Source organism: Streptomyces ardesiacus, from assembly GCF_003112575.1.
GTDB classification, from domain to species: Bacteria; Actinomycetota; Actinomycetes; order Streptomycetales; family Streptomycetaceae; genus Streptomyces; species Streptomyces ardesiacus.
On record NZ_BEWC01000001.1, the window covers coordinates 462,433 to 477,372 of the forward strand.

Sequence of the window (14,940 nt, forward strand, 5' to 3'; positions counted from 1 at the left end):
TTCTCTTTCTGCTTCGCAGGGGGTGGGCTCAGCCGCGGGCGGCGGCCAGGGACTCCCTGGCGGCGGCGGCCACGTGCTCGGCGGTGAAGCCGAACTCGGTGAACAGGGTCTTCGCGTCGGCGGAGGCGCCGAAGTGCTCCAGCGAGACGATGCGGCCCGCGTCCCCGACGTACCGGTGCCAGGTGAGGCCGATCCCGGCCTCCACGGCGACCCGGGCCCGCACGGACGGCGGCAGCACGCTCTCGCGGTAGGCGCGGGGCTGCTCCTCGAACCACTCCACGGACGGCATCGACACCACACGCGCGGCGGTGCCCTCGGCCTCCAGCGCCTCCCGCGCGGCCATCGCGAGCTGCACCTCGGAGCCGGTGGCGATCAGGACGACGTCCGGGGCGCCGGTGGACGCGTCGGCGAGGACGTACCCGCCGCGCGCCGCGTCCGGGTTCGGGGCGTAGGCCGGCACGCCCTGGCGGGTGAGGGCGAGGCCGTGCGGGGCCGGGTGGGTGGAGTGGCGCCTGAGGATCTCGGCCCACACGGTCGCCGTCTCGTTGGCGTCGGCCGGGCGGACCACGTTGAGGCCGGGGATCGCGCGCAGCGAGGCCAGGTGCTCGACGGGCTGGTGGGTCGGGCCGTCCTCGCCGAGGCCGACGGAGTCGTGCGTCCACACGTACGTCACCGGCAACTGCATCAGCGCGGACATGCGGACCGCGTTGCGCATGTAGTCGGAGAAGACCAGGAAGGTGCCGCCGTAGACGCGGGTGTTGCCGTGCAGGGCGATGCCGTTCATCCCGGCGGCCATGGAGAACTCGCGGATGCCGAAGTGCACGGTGCGGCCGTACGGGTCGGCACCGGGGAGCGGGTTGTCCGCCGGGAGGAACGAGGAGGTCTTGTCGATGGTCGTGTTGTTGGAGCCGGCCAGGTCGGCCGAGCCGCCCCACAGTTCGGGCAGCACCGGGCCGAGCGCCTGGAGGACCTTGCCGGAGGCGGCCCGGGTGGCGACCGCCTTGCCGGTCTCGAACACCGGCAGGGAGTCCTCCCAGCCCTCGGGCAGCCGGCCGGCGACCACGCGGTCGAAGAGCGCCGCGCGCTCGGGGGCGGCGTCGCGCCAGGCGGCGATCCGCTTGTCCCAGGCGGCGTGCGCCTCGGCGCCCCGGTCCAGGGCCCGGCGGGTGTGGGCGAGGACCTCGTCGGCGACCTCGAAGGACCGCTCCGGGTCGAAGCCGAGGACGCGCTTGGTGGCGGCGACCTCGTCCGCGCCGAGGGCGGAACCGTGGGAGGCCTCGGTGTTCTGGGCGTTCGGGGCGGGCCAGGCGATGATCGTGCGCATCGCGATGATGGACGGGCGGCCGGTCTCGGCCTTCGCCGCCGTGAGCGCCGCGTGCAGCGCGTGCACGTCCACGTCGCCGCTCTCGGCGGGCTCGATGCGCTGGGTGTGCCAGCCGTAGGCCTCGTACCGCTTCAGGACGTCCTCGGAGAACGCGGTGGCGGTGTCGCCCTCGATGGAGATGTGGTTGTCGTCGTAGAGGAAGACCAGGTTGCCGAGCTTCTGGTGACCGGCCAGCGACGACGCCTCGGCGGAGACGCCCTCCTGGAGGTCGCCGTCGCTGACGATCGCCCAGATCGTGTGGTCGAAGGGGGACTCGCCCTCGGGCGCCTCCGGGTCGAACAGGCCGCGCTCGTAGCGGGCGGCCATCGCCATGCCCACCGCGTTGGCCACGCCCTGGCCCAGCGGACCGGTCGTGGTCTCGACGCCCGCCGTGTGCCCGTACTCGGGGTGGCCCGGCGTCCTGGAGCCGTGCGTGCGGAAGGCCTTGAGGTCCTCCAGCTCCACCTCGTACCCGGCGAGGAAGAGCTGGGTGTAGAGGGTCAGCGAGGTGTGGCCGGGGGAGAGGACGAAGCGGTCACGGCCGGTCCACTCGGGATCGGCGGGGTCGTGACGCATCACCTTCTGAAAGATCGTGTACGCGGCCGGGGCGAGCGCCATGGCCGTCCCCGGGTGACCGTTGCCCACCTTCTGCACGGCGTCGGCCGCGAGGATCCGGGCGGTGTCGACGGCACGCCGGTCCAGTTCGGTCCATTCGAAGCGGTCCGCGCTGTCCACCGTCTGCTTGCTCGCCTGCGTGCTCATCTTCAAGAAATCCTCGATCGGAGCGGAGTGGCTGGTCTGACGTGTTCAAATCTAAAAGTCTGACTTTTTGGAGTGAAGGTCGTGGTGTGCCAGCCTGTGGTGAAACTGGGACACGCCCCGGCCACGGGGCGCACGGGCGGGACGGCGCGAGAAGGACATGGCGGACGAACACCACCAAGACGGCGAGGGCGGCCGGGGTGCCGACGGAGGAAGCGGCGAGGGCATCAGGACGTTCCCCTTCCCGGTCGATCTCAGCCTCCTCGGTGTCGGCATGCAGGTCGGGCCCATGGGTGCCGGCCGCACGTGGCACGCGCACGCCCCGCTGCACCGCGTGCACCGCATCGACTTCCACACCGTCATGCTCTTCACCGGCGGTCCGGTCCGTCACATGATCGACTTCGCCGAGTACGAGGCGTCGGCCGGCGATCTGCTGTGGATCCGTCCCGGACAGGTCCACCGCTTCGCGCCCGAGGGCGAGTACCGCGGAACGGTGCTCACCATGCAGCCCGGATTCCTGCCCCGCGCCACCGTGGAGGCCACCGGCCTCTACCGCTACGACCTGCCGCCCCTGCTCCACCCCGACGAGGCCCGCCTCGCCGGACTGACGGCGGCACTCGGCCAACTGCGGCGCGAGTACGAGGACGCGACCACCCTGCCGCTGAGCCTGCACACCGCCGTGCTGCGCCACACGCTCTCCGCGTTCCTGCTGCGCCTGGCACACCTGGCGGCCGGCTCGGCGCGGGAGGGGCGCACGGACGCGCCGGGGGACAGCACCTTCACCCTCTTCCGGGACGCCGTCGAGCGGGGCTTCGCCACCAACCACAGCGTCAGCGCCTACGCCGACGCGCTCGGTTACTCCCGCCGCACCCTCGTGCGCGCCGTGCGGGCCGCCACCGGCGAGACGCCCAAGGGGTTCATCGACAAGCGGGTCGTCCTGGAGGCCAAACGGCTCCTCGCCCACACCGACCTGCCGATCGGCCGGGTCGGCGCCGCGGTCGGCTTCCCGGACGCCGCGAACTTCTCCAAGTTCTTCCAGCAGCACACCGACCAGACACCGGCGGCCTTCCGCGCGGAGCTGCGCTGAAGGCCGCCCCGCGCGACGAAGGGCCCCAGGTGCGGGGAGCCGCAGGCACGACGACGGCCCCCCACGGTGCGTGGAGCCGCACGCACGACGAAGGGGCTCCACGCCGGGTGGAGCCCCTTCGCCCTCCTGCGGGGGGTTGTTCGCGGCTCAGTGGCCGAAGCCGAACCAGTTCACGTTCACGAAGTCGGCGCCCTGGCCGCTGGTGAAGGTCAGGTAGACGTCATGGGTGCCGGTCACCGAGGAGATGTTCGCCGGGATCGTGCGCCACGACTGCCAGCCGCCCGTGTTGCCCACGGCGAAGCTGCCGATCGGCGTGCTGGTACGGCTGTCCAGGCGCACCTCGACCAGGCCGCTGACCCCGGCGGCCGCACCGCTGGCCACCCGGGCCTTGAACTGGGTGGCGGGACTCGAACCGAACTTGACGCCCTTGTACTGCGCCCAGTCGCCGTTGGCGAGGGCGCCGAGGTTGCGGCCGCCGCCCGAGTCGGAGGTGGACTCGGTCAGGGTGCCGGACTGGGCGTCGTACGACTCGGCCTCGATGGTGCCGTACGCGTCGCGGTCACCGCCGGTCGGCGGCGGCGTGGTACCGCTCCCACCGGCCGACAGCACCTGGACGTAGTCCACGAGCATGGAGTGGCCGGGCTGGGTGCCGCCGTCCGGGCCGCCGCCGAAGGCGTCCGGGAAGCCGCCGCCCATCGCCACGTTGAGGATGACGAAGTACCCGTGGTTGGTGGCGTTCGCCCACGTCGTCGCGTCCACCTGGTTGGCGCGGACGGTGTGGAAGGTGGTGCCGTCGACGGAGAAGCGCATCTCCTCGACGCTCGTCGAGCGGTCCCACTCCACCCGGTAGGTGTGGAAGCCGGCCTGGCAGGTGGTGCCGGGGCAGGGGGCGTTGCCGCCGATGCCGCTGGTCTCGTTGCACGGGCCGCCGGGCGAGGTGCCGCAGTGCAGCGTGGACCAGACGGTGTTGAGGCCCTGGGTGTTCTCCATGATGTCGATCTCGCCGACGCCGGGCCAGTTCCAGTAGTTGCCCCGGTAGGGCGCGCCGAGCATCCAGAACGCCGGCCAGTAGCCCTTGGCCGCGGCCCCGGTGACGTTCGGGACCTGGATGCGGGCCTCCACGCGCAGCTTGCCGCCGGCCGGGGGTGCGAAGTCGGCGCGCTTGGTCTCGATGCGGCCCGAGGTCCAGTTGCCGGCGCCGTCGCGCTGCGGGGTGATGCGCAGGTTGCCGCTGCCGTCCAGCGAGACGTTGCTCGGGGAGGAGGTCATCGTCTCGATCTCGCCGGTGCCCCAGTTGGCGGGGCCGCCGGGGTACGAGGTGCCGGTGTCGTACTGCCAGTTGGCCGTGTTGACGCCGGAGCCGGCCGCGCCGTCGAAGTCGTCGGCGAAGACCTGCGTCCAGCCGGACGGGGGCGGGGGCGCGGCGGCGCCCGCCGACGGTCCCGTCACGGCCGTCGCCGCCGCGGCGAGGCCGAGCGTGCCGACGACGGCCACCAGTGCCCGGCGCAGCGGCCGGCGTCTGGGCGGGTTGCCGGATGTCTGACTCATGTGGGGGTCGCCTCTCGGTGCGGGGGTGGGAAGCGGTGCGCCCGAGCGCGCTCCGGGGAGGAGGAGCTGATGATGAGAGCGCTCTCAGAGTGCCGCCAATGTGCTCCCGGTCCTCGTCGCCGTCAAGAGGTGAAGCCGAGAAAGTCCTTGCCGCGCAGGGGAGTTCAGCCCGTGAAGGTCGCGAACGTCACGAAAGTGCCGCACGGGCGGACGGGGGGACGGGCGCACGGGCGGACGGGACGTCGGAGCCCCGGCGGGCCGGGGGCGCCGACGTGCCGCCCCGGGCACGGGCACCCGGCCGTGCCATGATCGGCGCCAGGCGCGCCAGGCGCGCCAGGCGCAGGCACGGCACGGGCACGGCTCGGTGACGGAAGGATGCGGACGACGTGAGGCTGACGATGCTGGGCGGCGGCGGGTTCCGGGTGCCGCTCGTGTACGGGGCACTGCTCGGGGACCGCGCCGAGGGGCGCGTGACCGAGGTCGTCCTGCACGACACCGACGCGGCCCGACTGGCGGCGGTGACCAGGGTGCTGGCGGAGCAGGCGGCCGACGTGCCCGACGCGCCGGCGGTGACCGCGACGACCGACCTCGACGAGGCGCTGCGCGGCGCCGACTTCGTGTTCTCCGCGATCCGCGTCGGCGGTCTGCAGGGCCGGGCCGACGACGAACGGGTGGCGCTCGCCGAGGGCGTCCTCGGCCAGGAGACGGTCGGCGCGGGCGGCATCGCGTACGGGCTGCGGACCGTCCCGGTCGCCGTCGACATCGCCCGCCGGGTGGCCCGGCTGGCGCCGGACGCCTGGGTCATCAACTTCACCAACCCGGCCGGGCTGGTCACCGAGGCCATGTCCCGGCACCTGGGCGACCGGGTCGTCGGCATCTGCGACTCGCCGGTCGGCCTCGGCCGCCGCGTCGCCCGCGTGCTGGGCGCCGACCCGGGCCGCGCCTTCGTCGACTACGTCGGCCTCAACCACCTGGGCTGGCTGCGCGGGCTGCGCGTCGAGGGGCGCGACGAACTCCCGCGGCTGCTCGCCGACCCGGACCTGCTCGGTTCCTTCGAGGAGGGCCGGCTCTTCGGCCCGGAGTGGCTGCGCTCCCTCGGCGCGATCCCCAACGAGTACCTGCACTACTACTACTTCAACCGGGAGACCGTCCGCGCCTACCAGGAGGCCGAACTCACCCGCGGCGCCTTCCTGCGCGACCAGCAGGCCCGCTTCTACGACGAGATGCGCCGCCCCGACGCCCCGGCGCTGGCCACCTGGGACCGCACCCGTGCCGAACGCGAGGCCACCTACATGGCCGAGAACCGCGAGACGGCGGGCGCGGGCGAGCGCGAGGCCGAGGACCTGTCCGGCGGCTACGAGCAGGTGGCGCTGGCGCTGATGCGCGCCGTCGCCCGCGACGAACGCACCACCCTCATCCTCAACGTCCGCAACCGCGGCACGCTCTCCGTCCTCGACGGCGACGCGGTGATCGAGGTCCCCTGCCTGGTCGACGCCAACGGCGCCCACCCGATGGCGGTCGACCCGCTGCCGGACCACGCCACCGGCCTGGTCTGCGCGGTCAAGGCCGTCGAGCGCGACGTCCTGACCGCGGCCGGGACCGGCTCCCGCGCGGCGGCGGTACGGGCCTTCGCCCTGCACCCCCTCGTCGACTCGGTGGACGTCGCCCGCCGCCTGGTCGACGGCTACCGGGCGGTGCACCCGGGGCTGGCCTACCTCAGGTGAGGCCCGCCGGCGCGGAGGTCGCCGGGGCCTGGGCGGTGGCCGCCGGCCGTGCCGGTTCCGGCGACGGCACGGGCGCCGGGAGGTCCGGGAGGCGGTGGGGCAGGGACGGCGGGAGCAGGGGGCGCGGTCCGGACACCACCGCGTAGTCCTGGCCCAGGAACGGCGGCTCCAGCTCACCCGGGTCGTCCCCGAGGGCCAGCCGCACCGCAGCCCACGGCACGTTGAGGCCGCACAGCGCCAACTGGTGCAGCCCGCCGGCCGGGCGGGTGTTGACGTCCATCAGGACCGGCCGGTCGCCGTACATCCGGAACTGCACGTTGGACAGGTGGTGCAGCCCGAACGCCTCCGCGATGAGCCGTGCCGGGGCCAGCCACCGTTCGTGCAGGGTGAACCCCCGGCGGCGGCCGTTCTTCGTGCGGCCCACGGCCAGCCGGACCCGGTTGTCGGGCCCCGTGAGGCAGTCCACCGAGACCTCCGGCTGCTCCAGGCGCGGCATCACCAGCCAGTCCACGGGCTCCTCGGCCGCCCGCAGCGCCTGGAGGACCAGGGGCAGCGGCACCGACGGGCTCGGGAAGCCGTTGAGGTGCGCGAGCGAGAAGGGGTCCCGCGTGACCATCCGGAAGCCCACGCCGCCCGCGCCGGACGCCGGTTTGAAGCATGCTCGGTGGCCGCCGGCCTCCAACTCCTCCACGGCGAGGACGAGTTCCTCCGCGGTGCGCACCCGCCACCACGGCGGCACCGGCACGCCGATCGCCCGCACCGCCTCGTAGGCCGTCACCTTGTCGCCGAACAGGGCCACCGCCTCCGGCGAGGGGGCCAGCAGAGCCGTACCGGCCGCCTCGAACTCGGCACGGTGCGCCACGATCGCCGCCTGGTGCAGCCGGGGCACGAACACGTCGATGCCGCGCCGTGCGCACTGCGCCAGGGCGAACTCGACGTAACCGGCCGGGGAGAGCCCCTCGGGTTCCAGGTCGGCGGTGTCCGCGGCGGCCAGTACGGGGGAGTCCGGGTCGCCGTGCGTGGCGTGGATCTCGACGGCCCGGTCGGCGGGATTTCTCCGCAACTGGTCCATGAAGAAGACGTTCTCCGCGTACGTGCGGTTGAGCCAGACGCGTACGGGAGAAGCCATGCAAGCCGCCTTCCAAGGGTTCGCGGGCAGGGCGGAGCGGGCCGTGCCCGGCCAGGGGTTCGAAAGGGACACCGAGCCGCTCTGCGCGAGGAATGGGGCGTGGCGGTGGTGTTGGGGCGATCATAGGGGTACGCGCGGCCCGGAGCGCAACGCGCTTCACACGGATGCCTCGGCCCGGCCGCACACCGGCTCGCGGGGCCCGACGGGGCGGACGCCGCCGGTGCACCTTGTGACCGGGGCGGCGATGTGATCTCGTGGCGCAGGACGCGCCGGAGGCGCCGGACGCGTCGGCGGGGGAGGGTGGGGGATGACGTCGAGGGCCGCGGCAGCGGGCAGGGTCTGGGCCGTCAGCGACCTGCACATCGGGTATCCGGAGAACCGGGCCCTGGTCGAGCGGATGCGTCCCGAGTCGGGGGACGACTGGCTCCTGGTGGCCGGCGACGTGGCGGAGACCGTCGCCGACGTCCGCTGGGCACTCGAAACCCTCGCGGACCGCTTCGGCCGGGTCGTGTGGGTCCCCGGCAACCACGAACTGTGGACGCATCCCCGGGACCCGGTCGCCCTGCGCGGCGTCGCCCGCTACGAACACCTCGTCGCGATGTGCCGCGAACTGGGCGTGACCACACCCGAGGACCCCTACCCCCTCTGGGAGGGCGAGGGCGGCCCGGCGGTCGTCGCACCGCTCTTCCTGCTCTACGACTACTCGTTCCTGCCCCCGGGATGCGCGAACAAGGCCGAGGGCCTGGAGTACGCCCACGGCACCGGCATCGTGTGCAGCGACGAGTACCTGCTGCACCCCGATCCCTACCCCAGCCGCGAGGCGTGGTGCCGGGCGCGGGTGGCCGAGACCGAGCGCAGGCTCGCCGCGATCCCGGCGGACCTGCCGGTGATCCCCGTCAACCACTACCCGCTGCACCGCCATCCGACCGACATCCTGTGGTACCCCGAGTTCGCCCAGTGGTGCGGCACCTCGCTGACCGCGGACTGGCACCGCAGGTTCCGGGTCGAGACCATGGTCTACGGCCACCTGCACATCCCGCGCACCACCTGGCACGAGGGAGTCCGCTTCGAGGAGGTCTCGGTGGGCTACCCGCGCGAGTGGCGCAAGCGGCCCGGGCCGCCCGGACGGCTGCGCCGCATCCTGCCCTCCCGAGCGGCGTCCGAGGCGCCGACGAGCCCCGAGGTGACCCGTTGATCGAGGAACTGCTGCCCGACCCCGTCGTCGCCGTGGAGGCGTTCGGCGGCGACGACGCCGGACACCTGCCCCTCTTCCCGGAGGAGGAGGAGTTCGTCGCGCGGGCGGTCGCCAAGCGGCGCCGGGAGTTCACCGTCGTACGGTCCTGCGCCCGCCGGGCCATGGAGAAGCTCGGCGTGCCCCCGCAGGCCGTGCCGACCGGCGAACGCGGGGCTCCGCGCTGGCCGGCCGGGCTCACCGGCAGCATGACCCACTGCGACGGCTACGGCGCCGCCGCCCTGGTCCGCCTGACCGACCTGGCCTCCCTCGGCATCGACGCGGAACCCGACGGGCCGCTCCCGGACGGCGTCCTGGAGGCCATCGCCCTGCCCGCCGAGGCGGCCCGCCTGCGCCGGCTCGGCGAGGCCCGGCCCGGTGTCCACTGGGACCGGCTGCTGTTCAGCGCCAAGGAGTCGGTCTACAAGGCGTGGTTCCCCCTCACCGGGCAGTGGCTGGACTTCTCGGAGGCGGACATCGAGATCCGCGCCGACCCGGCCGACCCGTGCCGCGGCACCCTGCACGCCGCCCTCCTGGTGCCGGGACCGACCGTGGGCGGCAGGCGCCTGGCCCGCTTCGAGGGCCGCTGGGCCGCCCGCAACGGCCTGGTCGCCACGGCGGTCGCGGTCCCGTACCCCTGACCGGCCCCCCGGCCGCCCGCGCCCTCCGGCCGCCCGCGCCCGTCACGTGCGCGGGCACCACTCCCGCAGCAGTCGGAAGAACGCCTCCTCGTTCCCCGCGAGGCCCGCCGCCGCGAGGGCCTGCTCCGCCTCCGCCAGCACGGAGGGCGGGACGAGCGGCGGCCCGGGCGGGGCGCCCGGACCCGGACCGGTGTCCAGGCCGGCCCGCACGGTGTGCAGGAGACGCAAGTAGGCCTGGACGGCGCCGCGTTCGCGGTCGGTCAGTACGGCGGTGGTCATCGGTCGGCTCTCCCCACAACGACGTCGGCGGTCACGCGCCCCCGCACGGCGACGGCACCCTCCCAGCTTGCCGCTCACCACTGACAATCCCGCCCGGCCGCGCCTGAACGGCGGCCCCGTCCGCACCGATCGGGCCATCGCTCGGTCAGGTGCGCGACAGACGCACGACCGAGCCGCGGCCGGGGCGGCCGGCTCACGGCTCGGGGCGCTGCACACTCTCCAGCAGCATGTCCAGCCACTCGGCGACCTTGTCGCGGTGCTGGTCGGTGGGCAGTTGCGCGGCCCGCCACGCGATGCCGCGCACCCCGTGGTCCTGGAGCAGCCGCTCCAGGGGGTCCTCGTCGGCGGCCGCCTCCCGCTCCCGGTCGGCGAGTTGCTGGAGCAGTTCCTGCTCGGTGCGCTGCAGGGCGCCCGCGAGTGCCTCGGGGTCCTCGGCGGTGAGGAAGCCGGCGTGCACCCGGAAGAAGCGCTGAATGGCGTCGCAGTGCTCCATGGTGGGGCGGCGGTCGCCGTTGATGAGCGCGCCCGCCTGCTGCCGCGACATCCCCGCGCCGTCGGCGATCTCCTGCTGGGTGTACTTGCGGCCGTTCGGCTTCAGCCGGGTGCGGCGCAGCAGGTCCAGACGCTGCACGAACCGGGCCTGCACATCGGGCTCGCCCGCGGGCCGGCCGCCGAGCAGGGCCCCCACGACGGGCTCGGGGACGCCGGAGGCGACGGAGAGCCGGCTGACGTCGAAGACCTCGGTGTGCGGCACCCCGAGGCGGTCCGCGAGGGCCCCCACCCGGGCGACGACGGCGGTCAGCGTGGTGGCCGGCATGGCGCCCGGACCCTCGAAGCCACCCGTCACCGACAGCTCCCCTACGTCTCTCACAGGCCTCACAGGCTTCTCACAAGCAGTTGCCGTGAACTTCCCGGAGAGTAGCCTGCCGCTCGAACTCACATCCAGACATCGCCACAACTGTGGCCTATTTGAGCCGTCAACAGGCACGAAATGCCACGATAGTTGACACGCCTCGCGTCGGGGCGCCAGGATGCGGGACGCCGCGAGAAGGCCGCATAGGCAAGAGGGGTGACCTCCCGATGGCATTTCAGGCAGGAGGGCAGCGGCCGGCGCCGCGGCCCGGACCCGCGACCCCCGAGGCCCAGGCCTATCTCCAGGACTACACCGCGCTGCTGGAGTCCGTCCCCCATCCCTCCCTCGTCGTCGACCACCGCTGGGACGTGGTCCTGGCCAACGGTGCCTTCCGGACACTCTTCCAGGGGGCGGGCCCGCATCCGACGGCCATGCCGGACGACAACTTCCTCAGGTTCGTCCTCTTCCACCCGGACGCCGCCACCGTCCTCGGCGAGCACGAGTCGAGCTGGTGCCTGCCCATGCTGGCGCACTTCGCCGCCACCCTGGAGCGGTACGGCCACGACCCCGGCCTGCAGGCCGTCCGCCGGGACATCGCCCAGGACCCCTTCATGGAGGCCGCCTACCGCCAGGGCCTGCCGCACTGGATCCGCACCGTCGGCGCCCGCGCCGTCGAACACGACGGTGCCGTACGGCCGTTGCACCACCCCGACCCCCGCCGGGGCACCACCGAATGCCGCGTCGTGGTCGAGACCCCCGGGGCGCTTCGGCAACTCGGCTACACGCGGCTCACGCTCGTCCTGCGGGAACCGCGCCGCGCCGCGCACCGGTCGTCGGCCGTCCGGCGTGCCGCCTCCCACCTGAGGGTCGTTCCCGCCGCGGAGTGACCGCGGGTCACGGGCGGGGCGGAGCCCCGCTCCCGGACGGCTCCTCGACGGGCCCGTCCGACGGCGTGCCCGCCGCGCCACCCGGGTGCGCACCCGGTCCCGCCCGCCCGGCGGGTCGGCCACGAACCGCTCCCGTACGACGCCGGCGCACGCGTTCTCCCCGTTCACCGGGCGTACGGCCTCGTCGGTGCCGTGGGTGACGAACAGGACGGCGTCCGCCGGAATCCGCCCGCTCCGCTCTCCTCCGCCCGCGAAGTTACCTGTGCGTTCCGCACGTCGGAGTGGTGACAGCGGCAACTGTGCGCGGCGGCACGGTGCGTGACAGCGTCGTCCCCGTCAGCGACCGGTGGGAGGGAGAAGGCGTGAACAAGGGCTACGCCGTGTACTGCGACGCGGACCCGTACTTCTACGACGCCCCGCACCGGGCGGCGGACCGGACCGGCACCTCGCGCCCCCGGTACGCCGCGGCCTCCTCGCCCGTGCCGCGGGGATGGCGGCGCAACGAGAGCGGGGACTGGCTCGCGCTGCGCCCGGCCGGCGCCCGCCTGCCCGACCAGGGGTGGAAGATCCACGTCTCCGCCTGCCTCGACAACGCCGAGTCGGTGCTCGACCGCGTGTGGCGGCACTGCGTCGCCGGCGGGACGGCCTTCAAGTTCGTACCCGGTCGCCACCTGCTGCACCAGCGCAACGCCAAGTACGCCGACCGAGCGGGCAGCGGCAAGTTCGTCACCGTGTACCCGGCCGACGAGGCGGACTTCGAACGCCTCGTCGGGGAGCTGTCCGACCTGCTGGCCGGCGAGCCCGGACCGCACATCCTCAGCGACCTGCGCATCGGCGACGGCCCCGTGCACGTCCGCTACGGCGGCTTCACCCGCCGCGACTGCTACGACGCGGACGGCGAACTGCGGCCGGCCGTGGCCCGCCCCGACGGCGTGCTGGTACCCGACCCGCGCGGGCCGGTCTTCCGCGTCCCGGACTGGGTCGTCCCGCCCGCCTTCCTGCGCCCCCACCTCGACGCCCGCTCCGCGGTGACCGTGACCGGCATGCCCTACGCCGTCGAGTCGGCGCTGCACTTCTCCAACGGCGGCGGCGTCTACCTCGCCCGCGACACCCGCACCGGCGAGCGTGTCGTCCTCAAGGAGGCGCGTCCGCACGCCGGTCTGGCGGCCGACGGCGCCGACGCCGTGACCCGGCTGCACCGTGAACGACGGGCGCTGGAGCGGCTGTCGGGCCTGGACTGCACCCCCGAGGTGCTCGACCACCTCACGGTCGGCGACCACCACTTCCTCGTCCTGGAGCACATCGACGGCAAGCCGCTCAACACGTTCTTCGCCCGCCGCCACCCGCTCATCGAGGCCGACCCGGGGGAGCGGAGACTCGTCGAGTACACCGCCTGGGCCCTCGACGTGCACGCGCGGGTGGAACGCGCCGTCGAGGCGGTCCACGCCCGGGGCGTCGTCTTCAACGATCTGCACCTGTTCAACATCATGGTCCGGGGGGACGACACCGTCGCCCTGCTGGACTTCGAGGCCGCCCACCCCGTCGACGAAGCGGGACGGCAGACCGTGGCCAACCCGGGATTCGTGGCGCCGTCCGACCGGCGGGGCGTCGCGGTGGACCGCTACGCGCTGGCGTGTCTGCGGCTCGCGCTCTTCCTGCCGCTCACCAGCCTGCTGGCGGTCGACCGGAACAAGGCGGCGCATCTCGCGGACGTGGTGGCGGAGCAGTTCCCGGTGGACCGGGCGTTCCTGGACGAGGCCGTCGACGAGATCACGCGCGCCGGCGGCGCCCCGACGGCGGGACCGGGCGCCCGTGCGACGCTGTCGCGGTCGGACGAGGCGGGGACGCCCGGGGCCGCCGTGACGGAGCCGCGGAGCGCGGGTCCCGTGGTACAGCGGGCTCACGGGCCGGTGGTGCCGGTCCGGCCGGACGACTGGCCGCGCAGCCGGGACTCCATGGCCGAGGCGATCCGTGCCTCCGCCACACCCTCCCGCACCGACCGCCTCTTCCCGGGCGACATCGCGCAGTTCGCCACGGCCGGCGGCGGGCTGTCCTTCGCCCACGGCGCGGCGGGCGTGCTGTACGCCCTGGCCGAGAGCGGAGCGGGACGGGACGAGGACGGCGAGCAGTGGCTGCTGGAGCGGGCCGGGCGACCGCCCTCGGGCACACCGCTCGGCTTCCACGACGGGCTCGCCGGGATCGCCTGGACCCTGGAGCACCTCGGCCACCGCGACCGGGCCCTCGGCCTCACCGAACTCCTCCTCGACCAGCCCCTCGACCACCTGGGCCCCGACCTGCACAGCGGCACCGCCGGCCTCGGCCTCGCCCTGGACTCGCTGGCCGGCTCCACCGGAGAGACCGCACCGCACGCGGCGGCCCTGCGCTGCGCCGAACGGGCCGCCGACGGTGCGCCGGCCGACCCCGCCGGCCGTGGACGGGCCCGCGCCGGGCTGCTGTACGGGGGCGCGGGCCGGGCGCTGCTCTTCCTGCGGCTGTTCGCCCGCACCCGGGACACCGCCCTCCTCGACCTCGCCCGGGACGCGCTGCGCCAGGACCTGGCCCGCTGCGTGCGCGGCGCGGGCGGCGCGCTGCAGGTCGACGAGGGCTGGCGCACGATGCCCTACCTCGGCGCCGGCAGCGTGGGCATCGGCATGGTCCTCGACGACTACCTGGCGCACCGGGCCGACGAGGAGTTCGCGCGGGCCAGGAACGAGATCGTGGCCGCCGCCCAGGCGATGTTCTACGCCCAGCCGGGCCTGTACCGGGGCGTGGCCGGCATGGTGCTGTACCTCGGCCGCACCACGGCCGCGGTGCCCGGCACGGGCCCCGCCGCCGTACGGCGCCAGCTCGACGCGCTGTCCTGGCACGCCCTGTCCTACCGCGGACGCCTGGCCTTCCCCGGTGAGCAGATGATGCGCCTGTCCATGGACCTCTCCACCGGAACGGCCGGATGCCTGCTGGCCGTCGCCTCCGTCCTCGGCGACGCGCCCGTCGGGCTGCCGTTCCTGCCGCCGCTGCGCCGAAGCGGCGCCCCCGGACCCGGCCCCACTCGGGGTCGTGAGAAAGCACACCCGTTGCCGAACGAAAGGAAGTCGTCATGAACCTGTTCGACCTGCAGTCGATGGAGACCCCCAAGGAAGAGGCCATGGGGGACGTCGAGACCGGCAGCCGCGCGAGCCTCCTGCTCTGCGGCGACAGCAGCCTGAGCATCACCACCTGTAACTGACGCCGGAGGTGACGGCCGCGGCGACGTGGTGAGCCATGTCGCCGGGCGCGGGCGCCCCGGGTTCCGGCCCGGGGCGCCGACGCCTGCCCGGAACGTACGGAGGTTTCGCAGGTGCGAACGAGAAGAGCCGCTGTGCCGCAGGCGCCAGGGAGGCGGCGAGGGGCCGACGGACCGGCGTCCGGGAAGCGGCACGGGGCCGACGGCCCGGCGCCC

At 74.2% G+C, this 14,940-nt stretch carries 12 protein-coding genes; 7 read left to right on the forward strand and 5 right to left on the reverse strand.

What is annotated here, in order from left to right; genetic code table 11:
• Positions 1-28: 28 nt before the first annotated feature.
• The gene (gene tkt, locus Sdi02f_RS01885) at positions 29-2,125 is read right to left on the reverse strand and encodes a transketolase (protein WP_108932577.1); all 2,097 of its coding nucleotides are present in this window, start codon (positions 2,123-2,125) and stop codon (positions 29-31) included.
• A gap of 157 nt (positions 2,126-2,282) precedes the next feature.
• On the opposite strand from tkt, the gene Sdi02f_RS01890 reads away from it, so the two are divergent.
• On the forward strand, positions 2,283-3,209 hold the full coding sequence (locus tag Sdi02f_RS01890; protein WP_030404005.1) for a helix-turn-helix transcriptional regulator: 927 nt from the start codon (positions 2,283-2,285) through the stop codon (positions 3,207-3,209).
• Positions 3,210-3,356: 147 nt separating this feature from the next.
• Here Sdi02f_RS01890 and Sdi02f_RS01895 read toward each other — a convergent pair whose 3' ends face one another.
• Positions 3,357-4,757, reverse strand: coding sequence for a glycoside hydrolase family 16 protein (locus tag Sdi02f_RS01895; protein ID WP_030404006.1), 1,401 nt, complete (start codon positions 4,755-4,757; stop codon positions 3,357-3,359).
• A 386-nt stretch (positions 4,758-5,143) separates the two neighbouring features.
• Between Sdi02f_RS01895 and Sdi02f_RS01900 the strand changes: the two genes are divergently transcribed.
• Positions 5,144-6,481 carry a 6-phospho-beta-glucosidase gene (locus Sdi02f_RS01900; RefSeq protein ID WP_030404007.1) on the forward strand — a complete coding sequence of 446 codons (1,338 nt, stop codon included), beginning with the start codon at positions 5,144-5,146 and terminating at the stop codon, positions 6,479-6,481.
• Here the strand turns inward: Sdi02f_RS01900 and Sdi02f_RS01905 are convergent.
• Positions 6,474-7,610, reverse strand: a complete 1,137-nt coding sequence (locus tag Sdi02f_RS01905) for an ATP-grasp domain-containing protein (RefSeq protein WP_108932578.1) — start codon at positions 7,608-7,610, stop codon at positions 6,474-6,476. The genes Sdi02f_RS01900 and Sdi02f_RS01905 overlap by 8 nt on opposite strands.
• A gap of 307 nt (positions 7,611-7,917) precedes the next feature.
• Here Sdi02f_RS01905 and Sdi02f_RS01915 point away from each other — a divergent pair, with 307 nt between their 5' ends.
• Positions 7,918-8,805, forward strand: a complete 888-nt coding sequence (locus tag Sdi02f_RS01915; protein WP_108932579.1) for a metallophosphoesterase family protein — start codon at positions 7,918-7,920, stop codon at positions 8,803-8,805.
• On the forward strand, positions 8,802-9,482 hold the full coding sequence (locus tag Sdi02f_RS01920) for a 4'-phosphopantetheinyl transferase family protein (protein WP_031086499.1): 681 nt from the start codon (positions 8,802-8,804) through the stop codon (positions 9,480-9,482). Before Sdi02f_RS01915 ends, Sdi02f_RS01920 begins: the two co-directional genes overlap by 4 nt.
• Before the next feature lie 42 nt (positions 9,483-9,524).
• Here Sdi02f_RS01920 and Sdi02f_RS01925 read toward each other — a convergent pair whose 3' ends face one another.
• Together Sdi02f_RS01925 and Sdi02f_RS01930 are read right to left on the reverse strand one after the other, a co-directional pair.
• The gene (locus tag Sdi02f_RS01925) at positions 9,525-9,761 is read right to left on the reverse strand and encodes a hypothetical protein (RefSeq protein WP_030404012.1); all 237 of its coding nucleotides are present in this window, start codon (positions 9,759-9,761) and stop codon (positions 9,525-9,527) included.
• Between the two features lie 193 nt (positions 9,762-9,954).
• Positions 9,955-10,608 (reverse strand): helix-turn-helix domain-containing protein, encoded by a 654-nt coding sequence (locus Sdi02f_RS01930; RefSeq protein ID WP_030404013.1) that lies wholly within the window; start codon positions 10,606-10,608, stop codon positions 9,955-9,957.
• Between the two features lie 233 nt (positions 10,609-10,841).
• Here Sdi02f_RS01930 and Sdi02f_RS01935 point away from each other — a divergent pair, with 233 nt between their 5' ends.
• The 3 genes from Sdi02f_RS01935 (at position 10,842) to ramS (ending at position 14,727) form a co-directional block, all read left to right on the forward strand.
• Positions 10,842-11,501: an MmyB family transcriptional regulator gene (locus Sdi02f_RS01935; RefSeq protein ID WP_030404014.1), complete on the forward strand. Its 660-nt coding sequence runs from the start codon at positions 10,842-10,844 to the stop codon at positions 11,499-11,501.
• A 362-nt stretch (positions 11,502-11,863) separates the two neighbouring features.
• Positions 11,864-14,602 (forward strand): class III lanthionine synthetase LanKC, encoded by a 2,739-nt coding sequence (lanKC, locus tag Sdi02f_RS01940; RefSeq protein ID WP_167458104.1) that lies wholly within the window; start codon positions 11,864-11,866, stop codon positions 14,600-14,602.
• Positions 14,599-14,727, forward strand: a complete 129-nt coding sequence (ramS, locus tag Sdi02f_RS01945) for a mycelium formation morphogenetic lantipeptide SapB (protein ID WP_003972313.1) — start codon at positions 14,599-14,601, stop codon at positions 14,725-14,727. Before lanKC ends, ramS begins: the two co-directional genes overlap by 4 nt.
• Positions 14,728-14,940: the final 213 nt, after the last annotated feature.